This window comes from Pseudomonas sp. Irchel s3h9 (assembly GCF_900187475.1).
Classification (GTDB): domain Bacteria; phylum Pseudomonadota; class Gammaproteobacteria; order Pseudomonadales; family Pseudomonadaceae; genus Aquipseudomonas; species Aquipseudomonas neuropathica.
Genome location: NZ_FYDH01000026.1, coordinates 1 through 15,275, shown reverse-complemented (window position 1 = coordinate 15,275; position 15,275 = coordinate 1). Strand labels below are relative to the sequence as shown.

Below are 15,275 nucleotides of genomic sequence, written 5' to 3'. Positions count from 1 at the left end.
ACTGATTATTCAAGATTGCCGGGCATCGGGCAACTCAAGGTTGACCGAGCTGACCAACGAGCAGCGACGCCCTGCCCCGACGCGAGCGCATTTTTCCGGAGATTGCCCGCGAGCAAATCGCTACACTGCGCCAATGTCGCGTGCCGGATGCACGCATGAGTCAACAGATCAGCGGGATGCAGGAGATAGGCGTGCTCAAGAAACTGGGAATCAAAGGTCGCGTGTTATTGCTGACCTTGTTGCCGACCAGCCTGATGGCGCTGGTGCTGGGTGGTTATTTCACCTGGACGCAGCAGGCCGACTTGCAGACCCAATTGATGCAGCGCGGCGAAATGATTGCCGAGCAACTGGCGCCGCTGGTGGCACCCGCCATGGGCCATGGCAACAGCGAATTGCTGGAGCGCATCGCCACGCAATCCCTTGAACAGCCGGACGTGCGCGCGGTGACCTTCCTCGCCCCGGACCGCTCGCCGCTGGCGCATGCCGGCCCGACCATGCTCAATCAGGCACCGAGCGGCGACAGCGCGCATTTGCAACGGCGCAGCGGCAATGACGCGACGCGTTACCTGATGCCGGTGTTCGGCAAACATCGCAACCTCGCCGGCGAACTGATCCCGGAAGAATCCGAGCGACTGCTTGGCTGGGTCGAATTGGAGCTGTCGCATAACGGCATGTTGCTGCGCGGTTATCGCAGCCTGTTTGCCAGCCTGCTGCTGATTGCCGCCGGTCTGGCGGGCGCCGCCCTGCTGGCGTTGCGCATGGGCCGCACCATCAACCGGCCGCTGAGCCAGATCAAGCAAGCCGTCGCGCAACTCAAGGACGGCCATCTGGAAACGCGTTTGCCGCCACTTGGCAGCCAAGAGCTGGATGAGCTGGCCTCCGGGATCAATCGCATGGCCGGCACCTTGCAGAACGCCCGCGAAGAACTGCAACACAGTGTCGATCAGGCCACCGAAGACGTGCGCCAGAACCTGGAAACCATCGAGATCCAGAACATCGAACTGGACCTGGCGCGCAAAGAAGCGCTGGAGGCGAGCCGGATCAAATCCGAATTCCTCGCCAACATGAGCCACGAGATCCGCACGCCGCTCAACGGTATTCTCGGCTTCACGCACCTGTTGCAGAAAAGCGAACTGACCCCGCGCCAGCTCGATTATCTGGGCACCATCGAAAAGTCTGCCGACAGCCTGCTGGGGATCATCAACGAGATCCTCGACTTCTCGAAAATCGAGGCGGGCAAACTGGTGCTCGACCATATTCCGTTCAACCTGCGCGACCTGTTGCAGGACACCCTGACCATCCTCGCCCCCGCCGCACACGCCAAGCAATTGGAGCTGGTCAGTCTGGTCTACCGCGACACGCCGCTGTCGCTGGTCGGTGACCCCTTACGCCTGAAGCAGATCCTCACCAACCTGGTCAGCAACGCAATCAAGTTCACCCGCGAAGGCACCATCGTTGCCCGCGCGATGCTTGAAGATGAACACGAAGACAGCGTGCAGTTGCGCATCAGCATTCAGGACACCGGCATCGGCCTGTCGAATCAGGACGTGCGCGCGTTGTTCCAGGCCTTCAGTCAGGCCGACAACTCGCTGTCGCGGCAACCGGGCGGCACCGGCCTGGGGCTGGTGATTTCCAAGCGTCTGATTGAGCAGATGGGTGGTGAAATCGGCGTCGACAGCACACCCGGCGAAGGCTCGGAATTCTGGATCAGCCTGAGCCTGCCGAAAACCCGTGACGACGCCGAAGACTTGCCGGCCCCGCCGCTACTCGGGCGCCGCGTGGCAGTACTGGAAAGTCATGAACTGGCGCGTCAGGCCTTGCAACATCAACTGGAAGATTGCGGCCTCGATGTCACGCCGTTCAATACGCTGGAAACCTTGACCAATGGCGTCACCGGCGCGCACCAGACCGATCAGGCGATTGATCTGGCGGTCATCGGCATCACCAGCAACGACATGCTGCCCGAGCGTTTGAATCAGCACATCTGGGACCTCGAACACCTCGGCTGCAAAGTGCTGGTGCTGTGCCCGACCACCGAACAGACGCTGTTCCATCTGTCGGTGCCGAACCCGCACAGTCAGTTGCAAGCCAAGCCGGCCTGCACACGCAAACTGCGTCGTGCGCTGGCCGATCTGGTCAACCCGCGCCAGCCGCGCAATGAGCCAGGGGAACCGCTGTCGAGCCGCGCGCCGAAAGTGCTCTGTGTCGACGACAACCCGGCCAACCTGCTGCTGGTGCAAACCCTGCTCGAAGACATGGGCGCCAAGGTACTTGCGGTGGAAAGTGGCTACGCGGCGGTCAAAGCCGTACAAAGCGAGTCCTTCGATCTGGTGTTGATGGACGTGCAGATGCCGGGCATGGACGGCCGCCAGAGCACCGAAACCATTCGCCAGTGGGAAAGCGAGCGGCACTGCACGCCGCTGCCGATCGTCGCCCTCACCGCCCACGCCATGGCCAACGAAAAACGCGCGTTGCTGCAAAGCGGCATGGACGATTACCTGACCAAACCGATCAGCGAACGGCAACTGGCGCAGGTGGTGCTGAAATGGACCGGCCTGGCCTTGCGCAATCAAGGGCCGGAGCGGATCAGCGACAGCGCGGCGGGCAATAATGAACTGCCGGTGCTCGATCACGAGGAAGGTTTGCGCCTGGCCGCCGGCAAGGCTGATCTGGCGGCAGACATGCTGGCCATGTTGCTCGCCTCACTGGAAGCCGACCGCGAGGCCATCCGCGCGGCGTGCGAAAACCGCGACCAGAATGCATTGATCGAACGCGTCCATCGCCTGCACGGTGCCACCCGTTATTGCGGCGTACCGCAATTGCGCGCGGCCTGCCAGCGCAGCGAAACCCTGCTCAAGCAGGACGACCCCAAGGCCGTGGCAGCGCTGGAAGAACTGGAGCGCGCGATCAACCGGCTCGCGGCACAAGCGAAGATCAGCGCCTGATCCACGGCAATGCCGGCCAGCGCCGGCAGCGCTAAAGTAGGTTCGGTGATTCAATCCGTGTCGATGTTCCAGGAGGATTTCATGCGCACGCTCGTTTTCAGCAGCCAGACCTATGACCGCGACAGCTTTCTCGCCGCCGCTTGCCCGGCAGGTATCGAGTTGCACTTTCAAGCGGCCCGGCTCAGCCTCGATACAGCAGCGCTGGCCGATAAACATGAAGTGGTCTGTGCGTTCATCAATGATGACCTCGGCGCTGCGGTGCTGGAGCGCCTGGCTGCGGGCGGCACGCGTCTGATTGCCCTGCGCTCGGCGGGCTACAACCATGTCGATCTGGCCGCAGCGAAACGTCTCGGACTGGCCGTGGTGCGCGTTCCGGCCTACTCGCCGCATGCGGTGGCCGAACACGCCGTGGCGCTGATCCTGGCCCTCAACCGTCGCCTGCACCGTGCCTATAACCGCACCCGTGAAGGCGATTTCAGCCTCCATGGCCTGACCGGTTTCGACCTGGTCGGCAAAACCGTGGGGATTGTCGGCACCGGACAGATCGGCGCCACGTTCGCGAAAATCATGCACGGTTTCGGTTGTGAGCTACTGGCTTACGATCCCTTCCCCAACCCCGATGTTCTGGCGTTGGGTGCGCGTTACCTGAGCTTGCCGGAACTACTCGCGCAGTCGCGGATCATCAGCCTGCACTGTCCGCTCAACGAGCAAAGCAAACACCTGATCAACCGCGATTCACTGGCGCACATGCAGGCGGGCGCCATGCTTATCAATACCGGCCGTGGTGGGCTGGTCGACACACCGGCACTGATCGATGCATTGAAGGACGGCCAACTCGGCTATCTGGGACTGGATGTCTATGAGGAAGAGGCACAACTGTTTTTCGAGGATCGCTCCGACCTGCCTTTGCAGGACGATGTGCTGGCGCGATTGCTGACCTTTCCCAACGTGATCATCACCGCGCATCAGGCCTTTCTGACCCGCGAAGCGCTGGGTGCAATTGCCGCAACCACCCTGCACAACATCGCGACCTGGGCGGCGGGAACGCCACAGAACCAGGTCGAGGGCTGAGGTTTTTTGCGCTTATTTCGGTGAAAGCGAAGACGCCAGAATCAGCATCGCCAGCCAGCCGAAACCAAAAAAGCGCTGTTTCATCGAGTGGCCGTAGCGCAGCAGGAACCAGACGAAAAACATCGGCAGCAGGAAGATCATGATCTTCAGCCAGCCTTCCACCGGACGACTGCCGTCGGCATTGGCCTGCTCTGTGGCCGGTTGCTCGGTTGGCTGCTGGCGCCGACGCCGTGCGGCGGCCGGCATGACTTTCGGTAAAGGTTGCGGTTCAGGCGCTGGAGCAGTGACTTCGGGCACAGCCTTGTTACGCGGCAGACTGCCAAAAGAAATCGTCGAAGGCTGAGCCGGGGCCGCAGTTGCCTGCGCCTGGGCGTGAGCGGTTTGCTCCGCCATCGGAGCTCCACAATGAATGCAGGCCGAGGCTTCGGAGCTGATGCTCTTTTTGCATTCATAACATTCGATCAGCGCCATGTTCCGTTCCTTCAGATTCGAGGCCGGCAGTTTGCCATGAGTGTCGCGGTATTTGAACCGGATCGAAGGTCGCACGCGCGCATCATTCTGCAATCAACCCCGTGCTAGCATGTCGCGCATATTTGGAGGACCCATGGTCGAACACGATTTCCGCTATACCCTGATGAACCCGCAACACACCCTCACCGAATGCCGCGCCCTCGTTCCGGGCCGCTATCAGGTCACCGGCAATGGTGGCTCGATTCGCATCGGTGACGCGCTGTTGGTCACCCTCAAAGGCAGCAAGGACTTGTCCATGCGCCTGACCGTTGAAACCGTCCGCCACCTGATCAACCCGCCGGGCCAATGGACCGCGATGACCACTGGCCCGGTGTTCGGCGAACTGGCGATCCACACCTGGCAGGTCAATTGCGACAGCTGCGCCAAAGAGCTGAGCTTCGAATTTGCCGTGGACGCCAAACTCGGCAAGGCCGCAGAGAAACCGGCGGCCACCGCGCGCATCGCCGAGCTGGGCTGGAAAGCCGTGGGCGAAAAGCACCTGTGCCCGAAATGCCAGGAGCCTGCGTGATGAAACGGCTTGCCCTGACCGCTATGGTCGGTGTGGGTCTGGTGGGTTGCGCGGCAGAGCCTGTGCAACTGCAACAGAACCGCAGCTACATTCTGGAGTGGATCGGCGAGCGCCCGCTGATGGATTACAGCCATCTGACCGTGACCCTGGGCGATGATGGCCGCGCCTACGGCAACGGCGGCTGCAACCATTGGTTTGCGCCGTATACGCTGGACGGCGACAAGCTGACCTTCGGCAAGATCGGCAAGACCCGCAAACTCTGTGCACCAGCGTTGATGGAGCAGGAACAACGCTTCCTGCAGGCGCTGGAACACGTCGAGCGCTGGGATATCTCGCCGATCGAGCAGATGCGCTTCTGGCCGGCTGAAGGCAAGCCGCTGCGCTGGTGGCTGGAAGAGGGTTGATTGGCTAGTCCGCCGATGCCCTCATCGGAACGCCGCCCGCCTAGCCCTCTCCCAGGGGGAGAGGGGACTGATTGGGGGATATTGGGGAGCTACGCCGACCTGAAGGGTCTTCATCGAATCCATAATCGATCGAATCCCGCTCTTGCGACTGCCTAATCGAGCGGATCTGGTTTTGACGAATTCACAATCGACTCGATCTCTCAGGTCGATGTACCTCGCCAGACACCTCGGTCGGCTCCCTCTCCCTCTGGGAGAGGGCTGGGGTGAGGGTTGCTCTTTAGCGGCAACTCACTTGGTCGCTTGTAACGCCTCCAGCTTCGCCATCACCCCCGCCGCCGTCTGCTCCCCCATCAACTGCTCACGCACCTTGCCTTTGTTGTCGATGATGTACGTCACCGGCAGCGCCTCACTGCGCGGTAACTCAAACAACTCCGCCGGATCCTGCGCCAGCACGGTGAACTTGATGCCCAGTTTTTCACTGGCGTCTTTCAGCTCCACACCTTGCACATTGTCAAAGTTGACCCCGAACACGCCGACGTTCTTGCTCTTCAGCTCGTCAGCCAGATGGTTGAGCTCCGGGATCTCGGTGCGGCACGGGCCGCACCATTCGGCCCAGTAGTTGAGCACCACCCATTGTTTGTCGAGACGTTCGGACGCGACCTTCTGACCGTTCTGGTCGATCCCGTAATCATTGCCGCAGCCCCCCAGCATCAACGCCCCGATTATCGTCAATGCCGCTGCCAATCGCCGTGTCATGTCGTGTTCCTTGAGAAAATTTGAAGGCGCCTGCGACCCATTGCCTCCGAAGGTTCTGGATTGCGCGCTGCACAGTTAGAATAGCCGCCACTTTACGCCAGAAGCGACCCGCCATGACCGATCTGACGCTTTATCACAATCCGCGCTGCTCGAAATCCCGCGGCGCGCTGGAGCTTCTTGAAGCCCGCGGCCTGACCCCGAACGTCGTGCGGTACCTCGAGACCCCGCTGAATGCAGCGCAAATCAAGGCCCTGCTCGGCAAGCTCGGGATCAGCGCACGTCAGTTGCTGCGCACCGGGGAAGATGAATACAAAATGCTTCAACTGGCTGACGAAAGCCTCAGCGAAGCGCAATTGATCGACGCTATTGCCCAGCATCCAAAACTGATGGAGCGACCGATTCTCGAGGTCGGCGACAAAGCGGTGATCGGTCGTCCACCCGAAAATATCCTGGAGTTGTTGCCGTGAGCGCGCCGTACATTCTGGTGCTGTATTACAGCCGCAACGGCTCGACCAACGAGATGGCCCGGCAGATTGCCCGCGGTGTCGAACAGGCTGGCCTCGAAGCGCGCCTGCGCACCGTGCCGGCGATCTCCACCGAGTGCGAAGCCGTGGCCCCGGCCATCCCGGAGGACGGCGCGCTGTACGCAACGCTGGATGATTTGAAGAACTGCGCTGGCCTCGCCCTCGGTAGCCCGACGCGTTTCGGCAACATGGCCGCGCCACTGAAGTACTTCCTCGACGGCACCAGCAACCTGTGGCTGACCGGCGCCCTCGTCGGCAAACCGGCTGGCGTGTTCACCTCCACCGCCAGCCTGCACGGCGGTCAGGAAACCACCCTGCTGTCGATGATGTTGCCGCTGCTGCACCACGGCATGCTCATCACCGGCCTGCCGTACAGCGAGTCGGCGCTGCTGGAAACCCAGAGTGGCGGCACGCCTTACGGTGCCAGTCATCACGCCGGAGCGGACGGCAAAAAAGGCCTCGATCAGCACGAAGTGGCGCTGTGCCGTGCGTTGGGTCTGCGGCTGGCCAAAACCGCTCAGAAACTGGTGGGCTGAGATGGCGAAGAAGCCGAAGATTCTGCCGAGTGTCGAGTGGCTTGAGCCACGGGTGAAGGCGATGCGGGTGCTCAGCCTGCTGAGTTTTTTTGCCCTAGCCGGTCTGCTCGCGGCCTACTATCTGCTGTTCGCCGACCTGCACGGCGCGCGGCCATGGGTGATTCTGCTGGTCGAGCTGATCCCGTGGATCATCCTCGCCCCGGCGATGATCATGGGCAGTGCCCGTGGGCATTCGTGGATGTGCTTTGTGGTGAATCTGTATTTCATCAAAGGCGCACTGGCGGCGTATGACCCGAGTCGACAGTGGTTTGGGGTGCTGGAGATGATCGCGAGCCTGGCGGTGTTCTGCTCGGCGCTGTTGTATGTGCGGTGGCGGTATCAGTTGAATCGCAAGTTGGCGGGCGAAGGCGAGATCTCCGTCGCCTGACAGATCGACATCGCTGGCAAGCCAGCTCCCACAGGGTCAGTGTTGAAACACAATATTGTGATCAATAAAAAAAACTGTGGGAGCTGGCTTGCCAGCGATTGGGGCAACTCGGTATCAATGATTCACTGTGTACGCGAGCATCATCGAAATCTGGCTCATCGCCCGCCCGCCGCTCTGTTCATGCCACTGGTTGAACGTGTCCTGGACAATCGCCAGGTCACGCAAACTGGTCGGCACCTTGTCGACGATCTTCTGCGCATTCAGCGCCGCGACCACGTCGTAGCTCGGCACAAACGTGTCCTTGCCAACCATGCGCAAAAACCGTGGCGCCGACAGCCCGCCCAGTTGATGGCCGTGCTTTTTCAGGTACGTCCATAAACCGACGATATCGGTCACCGGCCAGTCGGCAATCAGCGCACCGAAACTGCCCTTCTCCTTCTCCACATCGAGAATGAACTGCGCATTGCGCGGCACGCTCTTGAGCTTGCCGAGGTGACGGATGATTCGCGCATCCTGCATCAGGCGCTCAAGGTGTTCGGCGCTCATCAGCACGACTTTTTCCGGGTCGAACTTGAAGAACACCTCTTCGAAGGCCGGCCACTTGGCGTCGACCAGACTGTGTTTGAGGCCGGCGCGAAATACGCGCAGGGCCATGGTCGAGAGGTAACGGTCGTCGCTGATCTTGCGCAGTTGTGCCGGGGTCTTGGGAACGGGCAGATGGGCTTCCAGTTCAGCCGCCGAACCGAAGCGGTTCAGACAGTATTCGTGCAGCCACTTGTAATCGCGCATGCCCTCTCCTATTGAATGAAGCAAGAAACCAATGTGGGAGCGAGCCTGCTCGCGAAGTGGGAGTATCAGTCAACAAATCAGTTGAATGACGCACCGCTTTCGCGAGCAGGCTCGCTCCCACATTTGAAATGGGTTTACAGATTGACGACGTTGACGAAGCGCGAAGCAGCGGTCTCGTCGATCTTCAGGCTGGTGAAGTCGAACAGGTTGCGGTCGGCCAGTTGCGATGGAATCACGTTCTGCAGGCTGCGGAAGATGCTTTCGGTACGGCCCGGGGTCTTGCGCTCCCAGTCCTGAAGCATCTCCTTGACTACCTGACGCTGCAGGTTTTCCTGCGAACCGCAGAGGTTGCACGGGATGATCGGGAATTCTTTCAAATCCGAGTAAGCCTGAATGTCTTTCTCGTTGCAGTACGCCAGCGGACGGATTACCACGTTGCGACCATCGTCGGCGCGCAGCTTCGGCGGCATGGCTTTAAGCGAACCGTTGAAGAACATGTTGAGGAAGAACGTCTCGACGATGTCGTCGCGGTGATGACCGAGGGCCATTTTCGTCGCACCGATTTCATCGGCAAAGGTGTACAGCGTGCCGCGACGCAGGCGCGAGCACAGCGAGCAGGTGGTCTTGCCTTCCGGGATCAGTTCCTTGACTACCGAGTAGGTGTCTTTCTCGACGATGTGGTACTCGACGCCCAGCTCTTTCAGATAGGCCGGCAGCACATGCTCGGGGAATCCCGGCTGCTTCTGGTCCATGTTCACCGCGACGATCTCGAACTTGATCGGTGCAACCTTCTGCAGGTGCAGGAGCACGTCGAGCATGGTGTAGCTGTCCTTGCCGCCGGACAGGCAGACCATCACCTTGTCGCCGTCTTCAATCATGTTGAAATCGGCGACCGCTTCGCCGGCCAGGCGGCGCAGGCGCTTTTGCAGTTTGTTCTGGTTGACCGTAAGAGTGCCCATGACGCGAAATCCGTGAGGTGTGACGAAAGGCCGGCATTTTACGCAAAAACCCCGGGGTTGTGGGCACAGGTTGTCGCGGCCAGCCGACGACTCGTTAACAGACCCCGAGGCGATTACCCGCCCTGTTTACAGCGCGATTTGCTCTAAGCCCCTAATACCTGTGCGGGTAAGACCTTTCTATACTGCGACATAAGGTCGCACACATCTGAAGACCTGTATTTGCTCGGCCACCTTGGCCCGTAGGCGCTCCGCTGGGGGGCGATGGCAATAACAAGAGGAGTGACTGGCATGATCCATCACGTAGTGGGACTTTTTACCCACCCCGATCAGGAATGGAAGGAAATCCGTGGCGACCAAGAGGAAAGCATCAGCCACATGTACCTCACCCACACGCTGATTCTGGCGGCGATCCCCGCTGTCTCGGCGTTTATCGGCACTACTCAGGTTGGCTGGGTGATCGGCAACCGCGCACCGGTGATGCTTACCTTTGAAAGCGCACTGTGGATGACGATCATGTCGTACCTGGCCATGCTCGGCGGGGTCGCGGTCATGGGCGCTTTCGTGCACTGGATGGCGCGTACCTATGACGCCAACCCGAGTCTGGCCCGTTGTGTCGCATTTGCCACTTATACCGCGACACCGTTGTTCGTCGGCGGTCTGGCGGCGCTGTATCCGCATATGTGGCTGGGGATGATCGTCGGTACGGCGGCCATCTGCTACACGGTTTATCTGTTGTATGTGGGGCTGCCGACGTTCATGAATATTCCGTCGGACGAGGGCTTCCTGTTTTCCAGCTCGGTGCTGGCGGTGGGTCTGGTGGTGCTGGTCGCCATCATGGCATTCACCGTGATTGTCTGGGGGCTGGGCGTCGGGCCTGTGTATACGAACTGACTCGACAGGCTGATCACAGGCCGCCGCAAGGCGGCCTTGTCGTTTCAAGGATGACCATTCGGCAGCTCGGCGATTCGCAAGTCCACAGGGTTGCGGCATACTCGACGCCTCTGGAGATCCATCAAGCATGCCCGAGCAACTCAATACCCGCGTCGAAGACTGTTACCAACTCGCTGAAGCCTTTTTCAAACGTTCTTTCCCACGCCCTGTCGTCAGTCTCAAGCTGCGCGGGCAAAAAGCCGGTGTCGCGCATCTGCACGAGAATCTGCTGCGCTTCAATCCGCAGCTGTACCGGGAAAACACCGAACACTTCCTCAAGCAGACCGTGGCCCACGAAGTCGCGCACCTGATCGCCCATCAGTTGTTTGGCGAGCGCATTCAGCCCCACGGCGAGGAATGGCAACTGATCATGCGCGGGGTTTACGAACTGCCGCCGGATCGCTGCCACACCTATGCAATCAAGCGCCGCAGCGTGACCCGCTATATCTACAAATGCCCATGCGCTGACAGCGATTTTCCGTTTTCGGCGCAGCGCCATAGTCTGGTACGGCAGGGACGGCGTTACCTGTGTCGCCGCTGCCGGAACACGTTGGTGTTCAGTGGCGAGATGCGGGTGGAATAGTCAGTTTGTTTCGCCCTGACTGGCCCCATCGCTGGCAAGCCAGCTCCCACAGGTTTAGGTGTCTTACACAGAATCTGTGGACACCTCGAAAACTGTGGGAGCTGGCTTGCCAGCGATGAGGCCAGAACAGGCACTAAAGAATGACTTTGGCCCGGCGCAGCTCTTCAATTTTCGAAGGACTCAACCCCAACTCCCCCAACACCTGATCCGTATGCTGCCCCAACACCGCGCCAACATGCCGCGGCGCCGGCAACGCTTCGGAAAACTTCAACGGACAGGCCATCTGCGCCTGCGTCGTACCATCCTCACGCGGCACCTGCGTCACCAATTCCCGTGCCCGCAACTGCGGATGGCTTACCGCCTCCCCCAGACTCAATACCGGCTCGACACACGCATCAATCCCGGCAAACAACTCGCACAATTCAGCAAAGTCATGTTTTTCAAACTCGACCGTCAGCGCGTATTTCAACGCCCGCTGCTGTTCAGGCTTGGGCGACAGGCCCTGTGCGGCCAACTCCGGCCGCCCCAGCGCCGCACACAATTGCTGCATGAACCCCGGCTCCAGACTGCCCACCGACATCCAGCGTCCATCGCGAGAACGGTAATAATCGTAGAAGCTGCCGCCGTTGAGCATCTGCTCTTCCCACTCTGGCTCTTCGCCGCAAGCCAGATAGCCGGCACCGGCCATTGCATTCAGGCTGAACGCGCAGTCGGTCATGCTTACATCCAGGTGCGTGCCCTGCCCGGTTTGCTGCCGCGCAATCACCGCCGCCAACAAGCCGATCACCCCGTGCAACGAACCACCGGCGACATCCGCCACTTGCATACCCAATGGCAACGGACCGCTATCGGCGCGGCCGGTGTAACTGGCCAGCCCCGCCAGCGCCAAATAGTTGATGTCATGCCCGGCGCGATCCTTGTACGGCCCGGTCTGGCCGTAACCGGTGATCGACACGTAGATCAGCTTCGGGTTGATCGCCTTCAGCGCTTCATAGCCCAGGCCCAAACGCTCCATGACACCGGGGCGAAACTGCTCGAGGACGATGTCGTAATCGGTCAGCAATTGCTTGACCACGTCCAGCGCCTCGGGCTGTTTGAGGTCCAGGGCCAGGCTGCGCTTGTTGCGATTGAGGTAGGCATGACTGGCCGAAACTCCGCCATCATGCGGCGGCAATACCCGCAGCAGGTCCATGCGCGTTGGTGATTCGATGCGCAGCACTTCAGCGCCCATATCCGCCAGCAACAGCGAGGCGAACGGCCCCGGCAGCAATGTAGAGAAATCGAGGATCTTCAGTGAGGCCAGCGGTGCGGACATGGGCGAACTCCTTGGGCGATGCACTCAGCCTAGGCAGCGATACCGCGTACGGCAATCACCGGAAATGTCAGCGGGTGTGACCGTTACGCTCAAATCGCAGGCAAGAAAAAACCCGCCGAAGCGGGTTTTTCCAGGCAAGCAGTACTTACTTCACATTGCTTGGGGTTGGGCCTTCAGCCACACCCAGATCATCTTCTTCACGCTCATCAGAGATACCGCGACCGCCCGAGGCCAGCTCGGTTTGCAGCTGATCGGTATCCAGCTCCTTGACCCACTTGGCAACCACGATGGTCGCTACTGCGTTACCGACCAGGTTGGTCAGTGCGCGGGCTTCGGACATGAAGCGGTCGATACCGAGGATCAGCGCCAGACCGGCCACCGGCAGGTGACCTACCGCCGACAGAGTGGCAGCCAGCACGATGAAGCCCGAACCGGTCACGCCCGCCGCACCTTTGGAGGACAGCAGCAATACCAGCAGCAGGGTGATCTGGTGAGTGATGTCCATGTGAGTGTCGGTCGCCTGAGCGATGAACACGGCCGCCATGGTCAGGTAGATCGAAGTACCGTCGAGGTTGAACGAGTAACCGGTCGGGATCACCAGACCTACTACGGATTTCTTCGCGCCCAGACGCTCCATCTTGATCAGCATGCGTGGCAATGCCGATTCCGACGAGGACGTGCCCAGTACGATCAACAGTTCTTCACGGATGTAACGCACCAGCTTGAACACGCTGAAACCGTGAGCACGGCAGATCGCACCCAGCACCACCACCACGAACAGGATGCAGGTGATGTAGAAGCAAATCATCAACTGGCCCAGTTGCACCAGCGAGCCGACGCCGTAGGCACCGATGGTGAAGGCCATCGCGCCGAAAGCACCCAGCGGCGCCAGTTTCATGATCATGTTGATGATGTTGAACATCACGTGGGCGAAGCGATCGATCATGTCCAGCAGCGGACGACCGTACGAACCCAGGCGATGCAGGGCGTAGCCGAAGATCACCGAGAACATCAGCACTTGCAGGATGTCACCGGTGGCGAACGCGCCGACGATGGTGTTCGGGATTACATTGAGGAGGAAACCGACAATGCTCTGGTCTTTACTGGCCGTCACATAAGTGGCGATTTTCGAGGCGTCCAGGGTGGTGACGTCGATGTGCATGCCGGCGCCCGGTTGCACTACGTTGACCACGATCAGACCGATCAGCAGGGCAATGGTGGAAACGATTTCGAAGTACAGCAGCGCGTAGCCGCCAGTCTTGCCCACGGATTTCATGTTCTGCATGCCGGCGATGCCGCTGACAACGGTGCAGAAGATGATCGGGGCGATGACCATTTTGATCAGTTTGATGAACCCATCACCCAGCGGCTTGAGGGCCACACCGGTCTGAGGGTAGAAGTGACCAAGCAGGATGCCGATGGCGATGGCAACGATCACCTGGAAATACAGGGATTTGTACAGTGGCTGACGAGTCGTCATTGCAGGTTTCCTCAAGCGTCCCGCGTAGCAACATCCATCTGTTGGCCGCGAAACCTTAATTGCGAACCCTCCTGCACTGGAGGGATTTGTTGTTGGAGCAGCGTTTTCCATCAGGGCCAAACGCACGCTTCTGTGGCTTGTATCGCAAACGTCGTGCCACTTTGGTGCGATTGCCTGCAAGCCTTTTGATATCAGGGATTACACCGTCATGGATGTCACCACTCGGTGACTCAAGTGTGGCGGATTTCCGCCAACTCGCCGCTTCTCGTCCTACAATTTGGCGGAAATCCGCCTTGTAGGCGTGTCCAGCCGCCGGCTACCATCCGGCGCCTGAGGAAGGATCTGCCGCTTATGCGCGAACGCACCATCGCCAGTCATTTCGCCCGTGCCGCCCTCGGTGGCGCGCGCCGCCAAGGGTTCGATTACTCGGGCCTGCTGCTGCAACTGGGCATCAGCCCGGAACTGCTCGACGAGCCGCGCGCACGCATCGCTCCGGAACAATTCACCCGGTTGATTCAGGGCCTGTGGCTGGCGCTGGATGACGAATACCTGGGTTTCGGCAACGCCCCGAGCAAGCCCGGCAGTTTCGCCATGATGTGCCACGCCTCGATTCACTGCCGCAATCTGGAGAAAGCCCTGCAACGGGGTTTATTGTTTTATAGCCTATTCCCCGAAGCCCCGCGCCTGAGCCTGACGCGCGAAGACGAATGGGTGCGCCTGAGCCTCGACGATTCGCAGATGTGCGACCCGGATCACTTTCTCACCGAGAGTTTGCTGGTGATCTGGCATCGCCTCGGCAGTTGGCTGATTGGCCAGCGAATTCGCCTCGAGCAGGCAACTTTCAGCTATCCCCGCCCCGATCACGGCGCTGAATATGACCTGTTGTTCCCCTGCCCGCTGACTTTCGGTACCGAGCAAAGCAGCCTTTTATTCCACAGCCGATATCTGTCTATGCCGCTGTTGCAGGATGAACGCACCCTCAAACACTTCCTCGAACGCTCCCCCGCCGACCTGCTCTCACGCCCGGACGACGGCGACAGCCTGAGCAGCCGCCTGCGCCGTTTGCTCAGTCGCGACACGGCACACTGGCCGGATCTGGAAGCGGTGGCGGCGCACTTGCACATCAGCCCGCAAACGCTGCGCCGGCATTTGCGTGAGGAAGGCAGCAGTTTTCAGGAGTTGAAGGATCAGTTGCGGCGAGATATCGCCATTTATCATTTGGGCCGTGCGGATCTGTCGTTGCAGCAGATTGCCGAGCAGCTCGGATTTTCCGAGCCGTCGGCGTTTCATCGGGCGTTCAAGAAGTGGACCGGGCTGACGCCGGGAGCTTATCGGGCGCAGGAGCAGTGAGGCGCTAAATCAAAAGCCCCTCACCCTAACCCTCTCCCGGTGTATGTACCGGAGACATGGTGGACAGGTGTTCGGAGACATGGTGGACACTTTTTAATAGACACATTGTTCATCGCGAAGGAGATGGCCTGTGTCTTGGGAAGAGGTGTCCACCGTGCAGCTTCGTA

16 protein-coding genes are annotated in these 15,275 nt (G+C 60.1%); 10 read left to right on the top strand and 6 right to left on the bottom strand.

Features of this window, described 5'->3' with window-relative positions; translation table 11 throughout:
* Nucleotides 1-191: 191 nt before the first annotated feature.
* Nucleotides 192-2,945, top strand: coding sequence for a response regulator (locus CKW26_RS28695; RefSeq protein ID WP_095051076.1), 2,754 nt, complete (start codon nt 192-194; stop codon nt 2,943-2,945).
* Between the two features lie 81 nt (nt 2,946-3,026).
* Nucleotides 3,027-4,016, top strand: coding sequence for a 2-hydroxyacid dehydrogenase (locus tag CKW26_RS28690; protein ID WP_095051075.1), 990 nt, complete (start codon nt 3,027-3,029; stop codon nt 4,014-4,016).
* Nucleotides 4,017-4,028: 12 nt separating this feature from the next.
* Here CKW26_RS28690 and CKW26_RS28685 read toward each other — a convergent pair whose 3' ends face one another.
* Nucleotides 4,029-4,487: a hypothetical protein gene (locus CKW26_RS28685; RefSeq protein WP_095051074.1), complete on the bottom strand. Its 459-nt coding sequence runs from the start codon at nt 4,485-4,487 to the stop codon at nt 4,029-4,031.
* Nucleotides 4,488-4,620: 133 nt separating this feature from the next.
* On the opposite strand from CKW26_RS28685, the gene CKW26_RS28680 reads away from it, so the two are divergent.
* Both CKW26_RS28680 and CKW26_RS28675 read left to right on the top strand, forming a co-directional pair.
* Nucleotides 4,621-5,055 (top strand): hypothetical protein, encoded by a 435-nt coding sequence (locus tag CKW26_RS28680; protein ID WP_095051061.1) that lies wholly within the window; start codon nt 4,621-4,623, stop codon nt 5,053-5,055.
* Nucleotides 5,055-5,459 (top strand): META domain-containing protein, encoded by a 405-nt coding sequence (locus tag CKW26_RS28675; protein ID WP_093442194.1) that lies wholly within the window; start codon nt 5,055-5,057, stop codon nt 5,457-5,459. Before CKW26_RS28680 ends, CKW26_RS28675 begins: the two co-directional genes overlap by 1 nt.
* Before the next feature lie 288 nt (nt 5,460-5,747).
* Here CKW26_RS28675 and CKW26_RS28670 read toward each other — a convergent pair whose 3' ends face one another.
* The gene (locus tag CKW26_RS28670; RefSeq protein WP_007917494.1) at nt 5,748-6,215 is read right to left on the bottom strand and encodes a TlpA disulfide reductase family protein; all 468 of its coding nucleotides are present in this window, start codon (nt 6,213-6,215) and stop codon (nt 5,748-5,750) included.
* Nucleotides 6,216-6,328: 113 nt separating this feature from the next.
* Between CKW26_RS28670 and arsC the strand changes: the two genes are divergently transcribed.
* The 3 genes from arsC to CKW26_RS28655 are packed head-to-tail and all read left to right on the top strand — an operon-like array spanning nt 6,329 to nt 7,702.
* The gene (arsC, locus tag CKW26_RS28665) at nt 6,329-6,682 is read left to right on the top strand and encodes an arsenate reductase (glutaredoxin) (protein ID WP_093442189.1); all 354 of its coding nucleotides are present in this window, start codon (nt 6,329-6,331) and stop codon (nt 6,680-6,682) included.
* On the top strand, nt 6,679-7,275 hold the full coding sequence (gene wrbA, locus CKW26_RS28660) for an NAD(P)H:quinone oxidoreductase (protein ID WP_095051060.1): 597 nt from the start codon (nt 6,679-6,681) through the stop codon (nt 7,273-7,275). Before arsC ends, wrbA begins: the two co-directional genes overlap by 4 nt.
* Nucleotide 7,276: 1 nt before the next feature.
* Nucleotides 7,277-7,702, top strand: a complete 426-nt coding sequence (locus CKW26_RS28655; RefSeq protein WP_095051059.1) for a DUF2069 domain-containing protein — start codon at nt 7,277-7,279, stop codon at nt 7,700-7,702.
* A gap of 114 nt (nt 7,703-7,816) precedes the next feature.
* Here the strand turns inward: CKW26_RS28655 and CKW26_RS28650 are convergent, their stop codons facing one another.
* On the bottom strand, nt 7,817-8,491 hold the full coding sequence (locus CKW26_RS28650; RefSeq protein WP_095051058.1) for a DNA-3-methyladenine glycosylase I: 675 nt from the start codon (nt 8,489-8,491) through the stop codon (nt 7,817-7,819).
* A gap of 134 nt (nt 8,492-8,625) precedes the next feature.
* The gene (ttcA, locus tag CKW26_RS28645) at nt 8,626-9,450 is read right to left on the bottom strand and encodes a tRNA 2-thiocytidine(32) synthetase TtcA (RefSeq protein ID WP_007917513.1); all 825 of its coding nucleotides are present in this window, start codon (nt 9,448-9,450) and stop codon (nt 8,626-8,628) included.
* Nucleotides 9,451-9,738: 288 nt separating this feature from the next.
* Here ttcA and CKW26_RS28640 point away from each other — a divergent pair, with 288 nt between their 5' ends.
* Both CKW26_RS28640 and CKW26_RS28635 read left to right on the top strand, forming a co-directional pair.
* The gene (locus CKW26_RS28640) at nt 9,739-10,341 is read left to right on the top strand and encodes a Yip1 family protein (RefSeq protein WP_016773629.1); all 603 of its coding nucleotides are present in this window, start codon (nt 9,739-9,741) and stop codon (nt 10,339-10,341) included.
* Between the two features lie 127 nt (nt 10,342-10,468).
* Nucleotides 10,469-10,963 (top strand): SprT family zinc-dependent metalloprotease, encoded by a 495-nt coding sequence (locus tag CKW26_RS28635; protein WP_095051057.1) that lies wholly within the window; start codon nt 10,469-10,471, stop codon nt 10,961-10,963.
* 133 nt (nt 10,964-11,096) lie between these two features.
* On the opposite strand, the gene CKW26_RS28630 is transcribed toward CKW26_RS28635, so the two are convergent.
* The gene (locus CKW26_RS28630; protein WP_095051056.1) at nt 11,097-12,278 is read right to left on the bottom strand and encodes a CaiB/BaiF CoA-transferase family protein; all 1,182 of its coding nucleotides are present in this window, start codon (nt 12,276-12,278) and stop codon (nt 11,097-11,099) included.
* 145 nt (nt 12,279-12,423) lie between these two features.
* Complete coding sequence (locus CKW26_RS28625) at nt 12,424-13,758, bottom strand: dicarboxylate/amino acid:cation symporter (protein WP_007917521.1); 1,335 nt, start codon at nt 13,756-13,758, stop codon at nt 12,424-12,426.
* A gap of 351 nt (nt 13,759-14,109) precedes the next feature.
* Here CKW26_RS28625 and CKW26_RS28620 point away from each other — a divergent pair, with 351 nt between their 5' ends.
* A complete protein-coding gene (locus tag CKW26_RS28620; protein WP_095051055.1) occupies nt 14,110-15,108 on the top strand; it encodes an AraC family transcriptional regulator in 999 nt (332 codons plus the stop codon).
* Nucleotides 15,109-15,275 lie beyond the last annotated feature (167 nt).

What these genes read in the sequence shown, in the direction of transcription:
- CKW26_RS28635 (WP_095051057.1), top strand. Translation starts at nt 10,469, where the DNA reads ATGCCCGAGCAACTCAATACCCGCGTCGAAGACTGTTACCAACTCGCT.
- CKW26_RS28680 (WP_095051061.1), top strand. Translation starts at nt 4,621, where the DNA reads ATGGTCGAACACGATTTCCGCTATACCCTGATGAACCCGCAACACACC.
- CKW26_RS28655 (WP_095051059.1), top strand. Translation starts at nt 7,277, where the DNA reads ATGGCGAAGAAGCCGAAGATTCTGCCGAGTGTCGAGTGGCTTGAGCCA.
- arsC (WP_093442189.1), top strand. Translation starts at nt 6,329, where the DNA reads ATGACCGATCTGACGCTTTATCACAATCCGCGCTGCTCGAAATCCCGC.
- CKW26_RS28690 (WP_095051075.1), top strand. Translation starts at nt 3,027, where the DNA reads ATGCGCACGCTCGTTTTCAGCAGCCAGACCTATGACCGCGACAGCTTT.
- ttcA (WP_007917513.1), bottom strand. Translation starts at nt 9,450, where the DNA reads ATGGGCACTCTTACGGTCAACCAGAACAAACTGCAAAAGCGCCTGCGC.
- CKW26_RS28625 (WP_007917521.1), bottom strand. Translation starts at nt 13,758, where the DNA reads ATGACGACTCGTCAGCCACTGTACAAATCCCTGTATTTCCAGGTGATC.
- CKW26_RS28640 (WP_016773629.1), top strand. Translation starts at nt 9,739, where the DNA reads ATGATCCATCACGTAGTGGGACTTTTTACCCACCCCGATCAGGAATGG.
- CKW26_RS28620 (WP_095051055.1), top strand. Translation starts at nt 14,110, where the DNA reads ATGCGCGAACGCACCATCGCCAGTCATTTCGCCCGTGCCGCCCTCGGT.
- CKW26_RS28650 (WP_095051058.1), bottom strand. Translation starts at nt 8,491, where the DNA reads ATGCGCGATTACAAGTGGCTGCACGAATACTGTCTGAACCGCTTCGGT.
- CKW26_RS28630 (WP_095051056.1), bottom strand. Translation starts at nt 12,278, where the DNA reads ATGTCCGCACCGCTGGCCTCACTGAAGATCCTCGATTTCTCTACATTG.
- CKW26_RS28670 (WP_007917494.1), bottom strand. Translation starts at nt 6,215, where the DNA reads ATGACACGGCGATTGGCAGCGGCATTGACGATAATCGGGGCGTTGATG.
- CKW26_RS28675 (WP_093442194.1), top strand. Translation starts at nt 5,055, where the DNA reads ATGAAACGGCTTGCCCTGACCGCTATGGTCGGTGTGGGTCTGGTGGGT.
- CKW26_RS28685 (WP_095051074.1), bottom strand. Translation starts at nt 4,487, where the DNA reads ATGGCGCTGATCGAATGTTATGAATGCAAAAAGAGCATCAGCTCCGAA.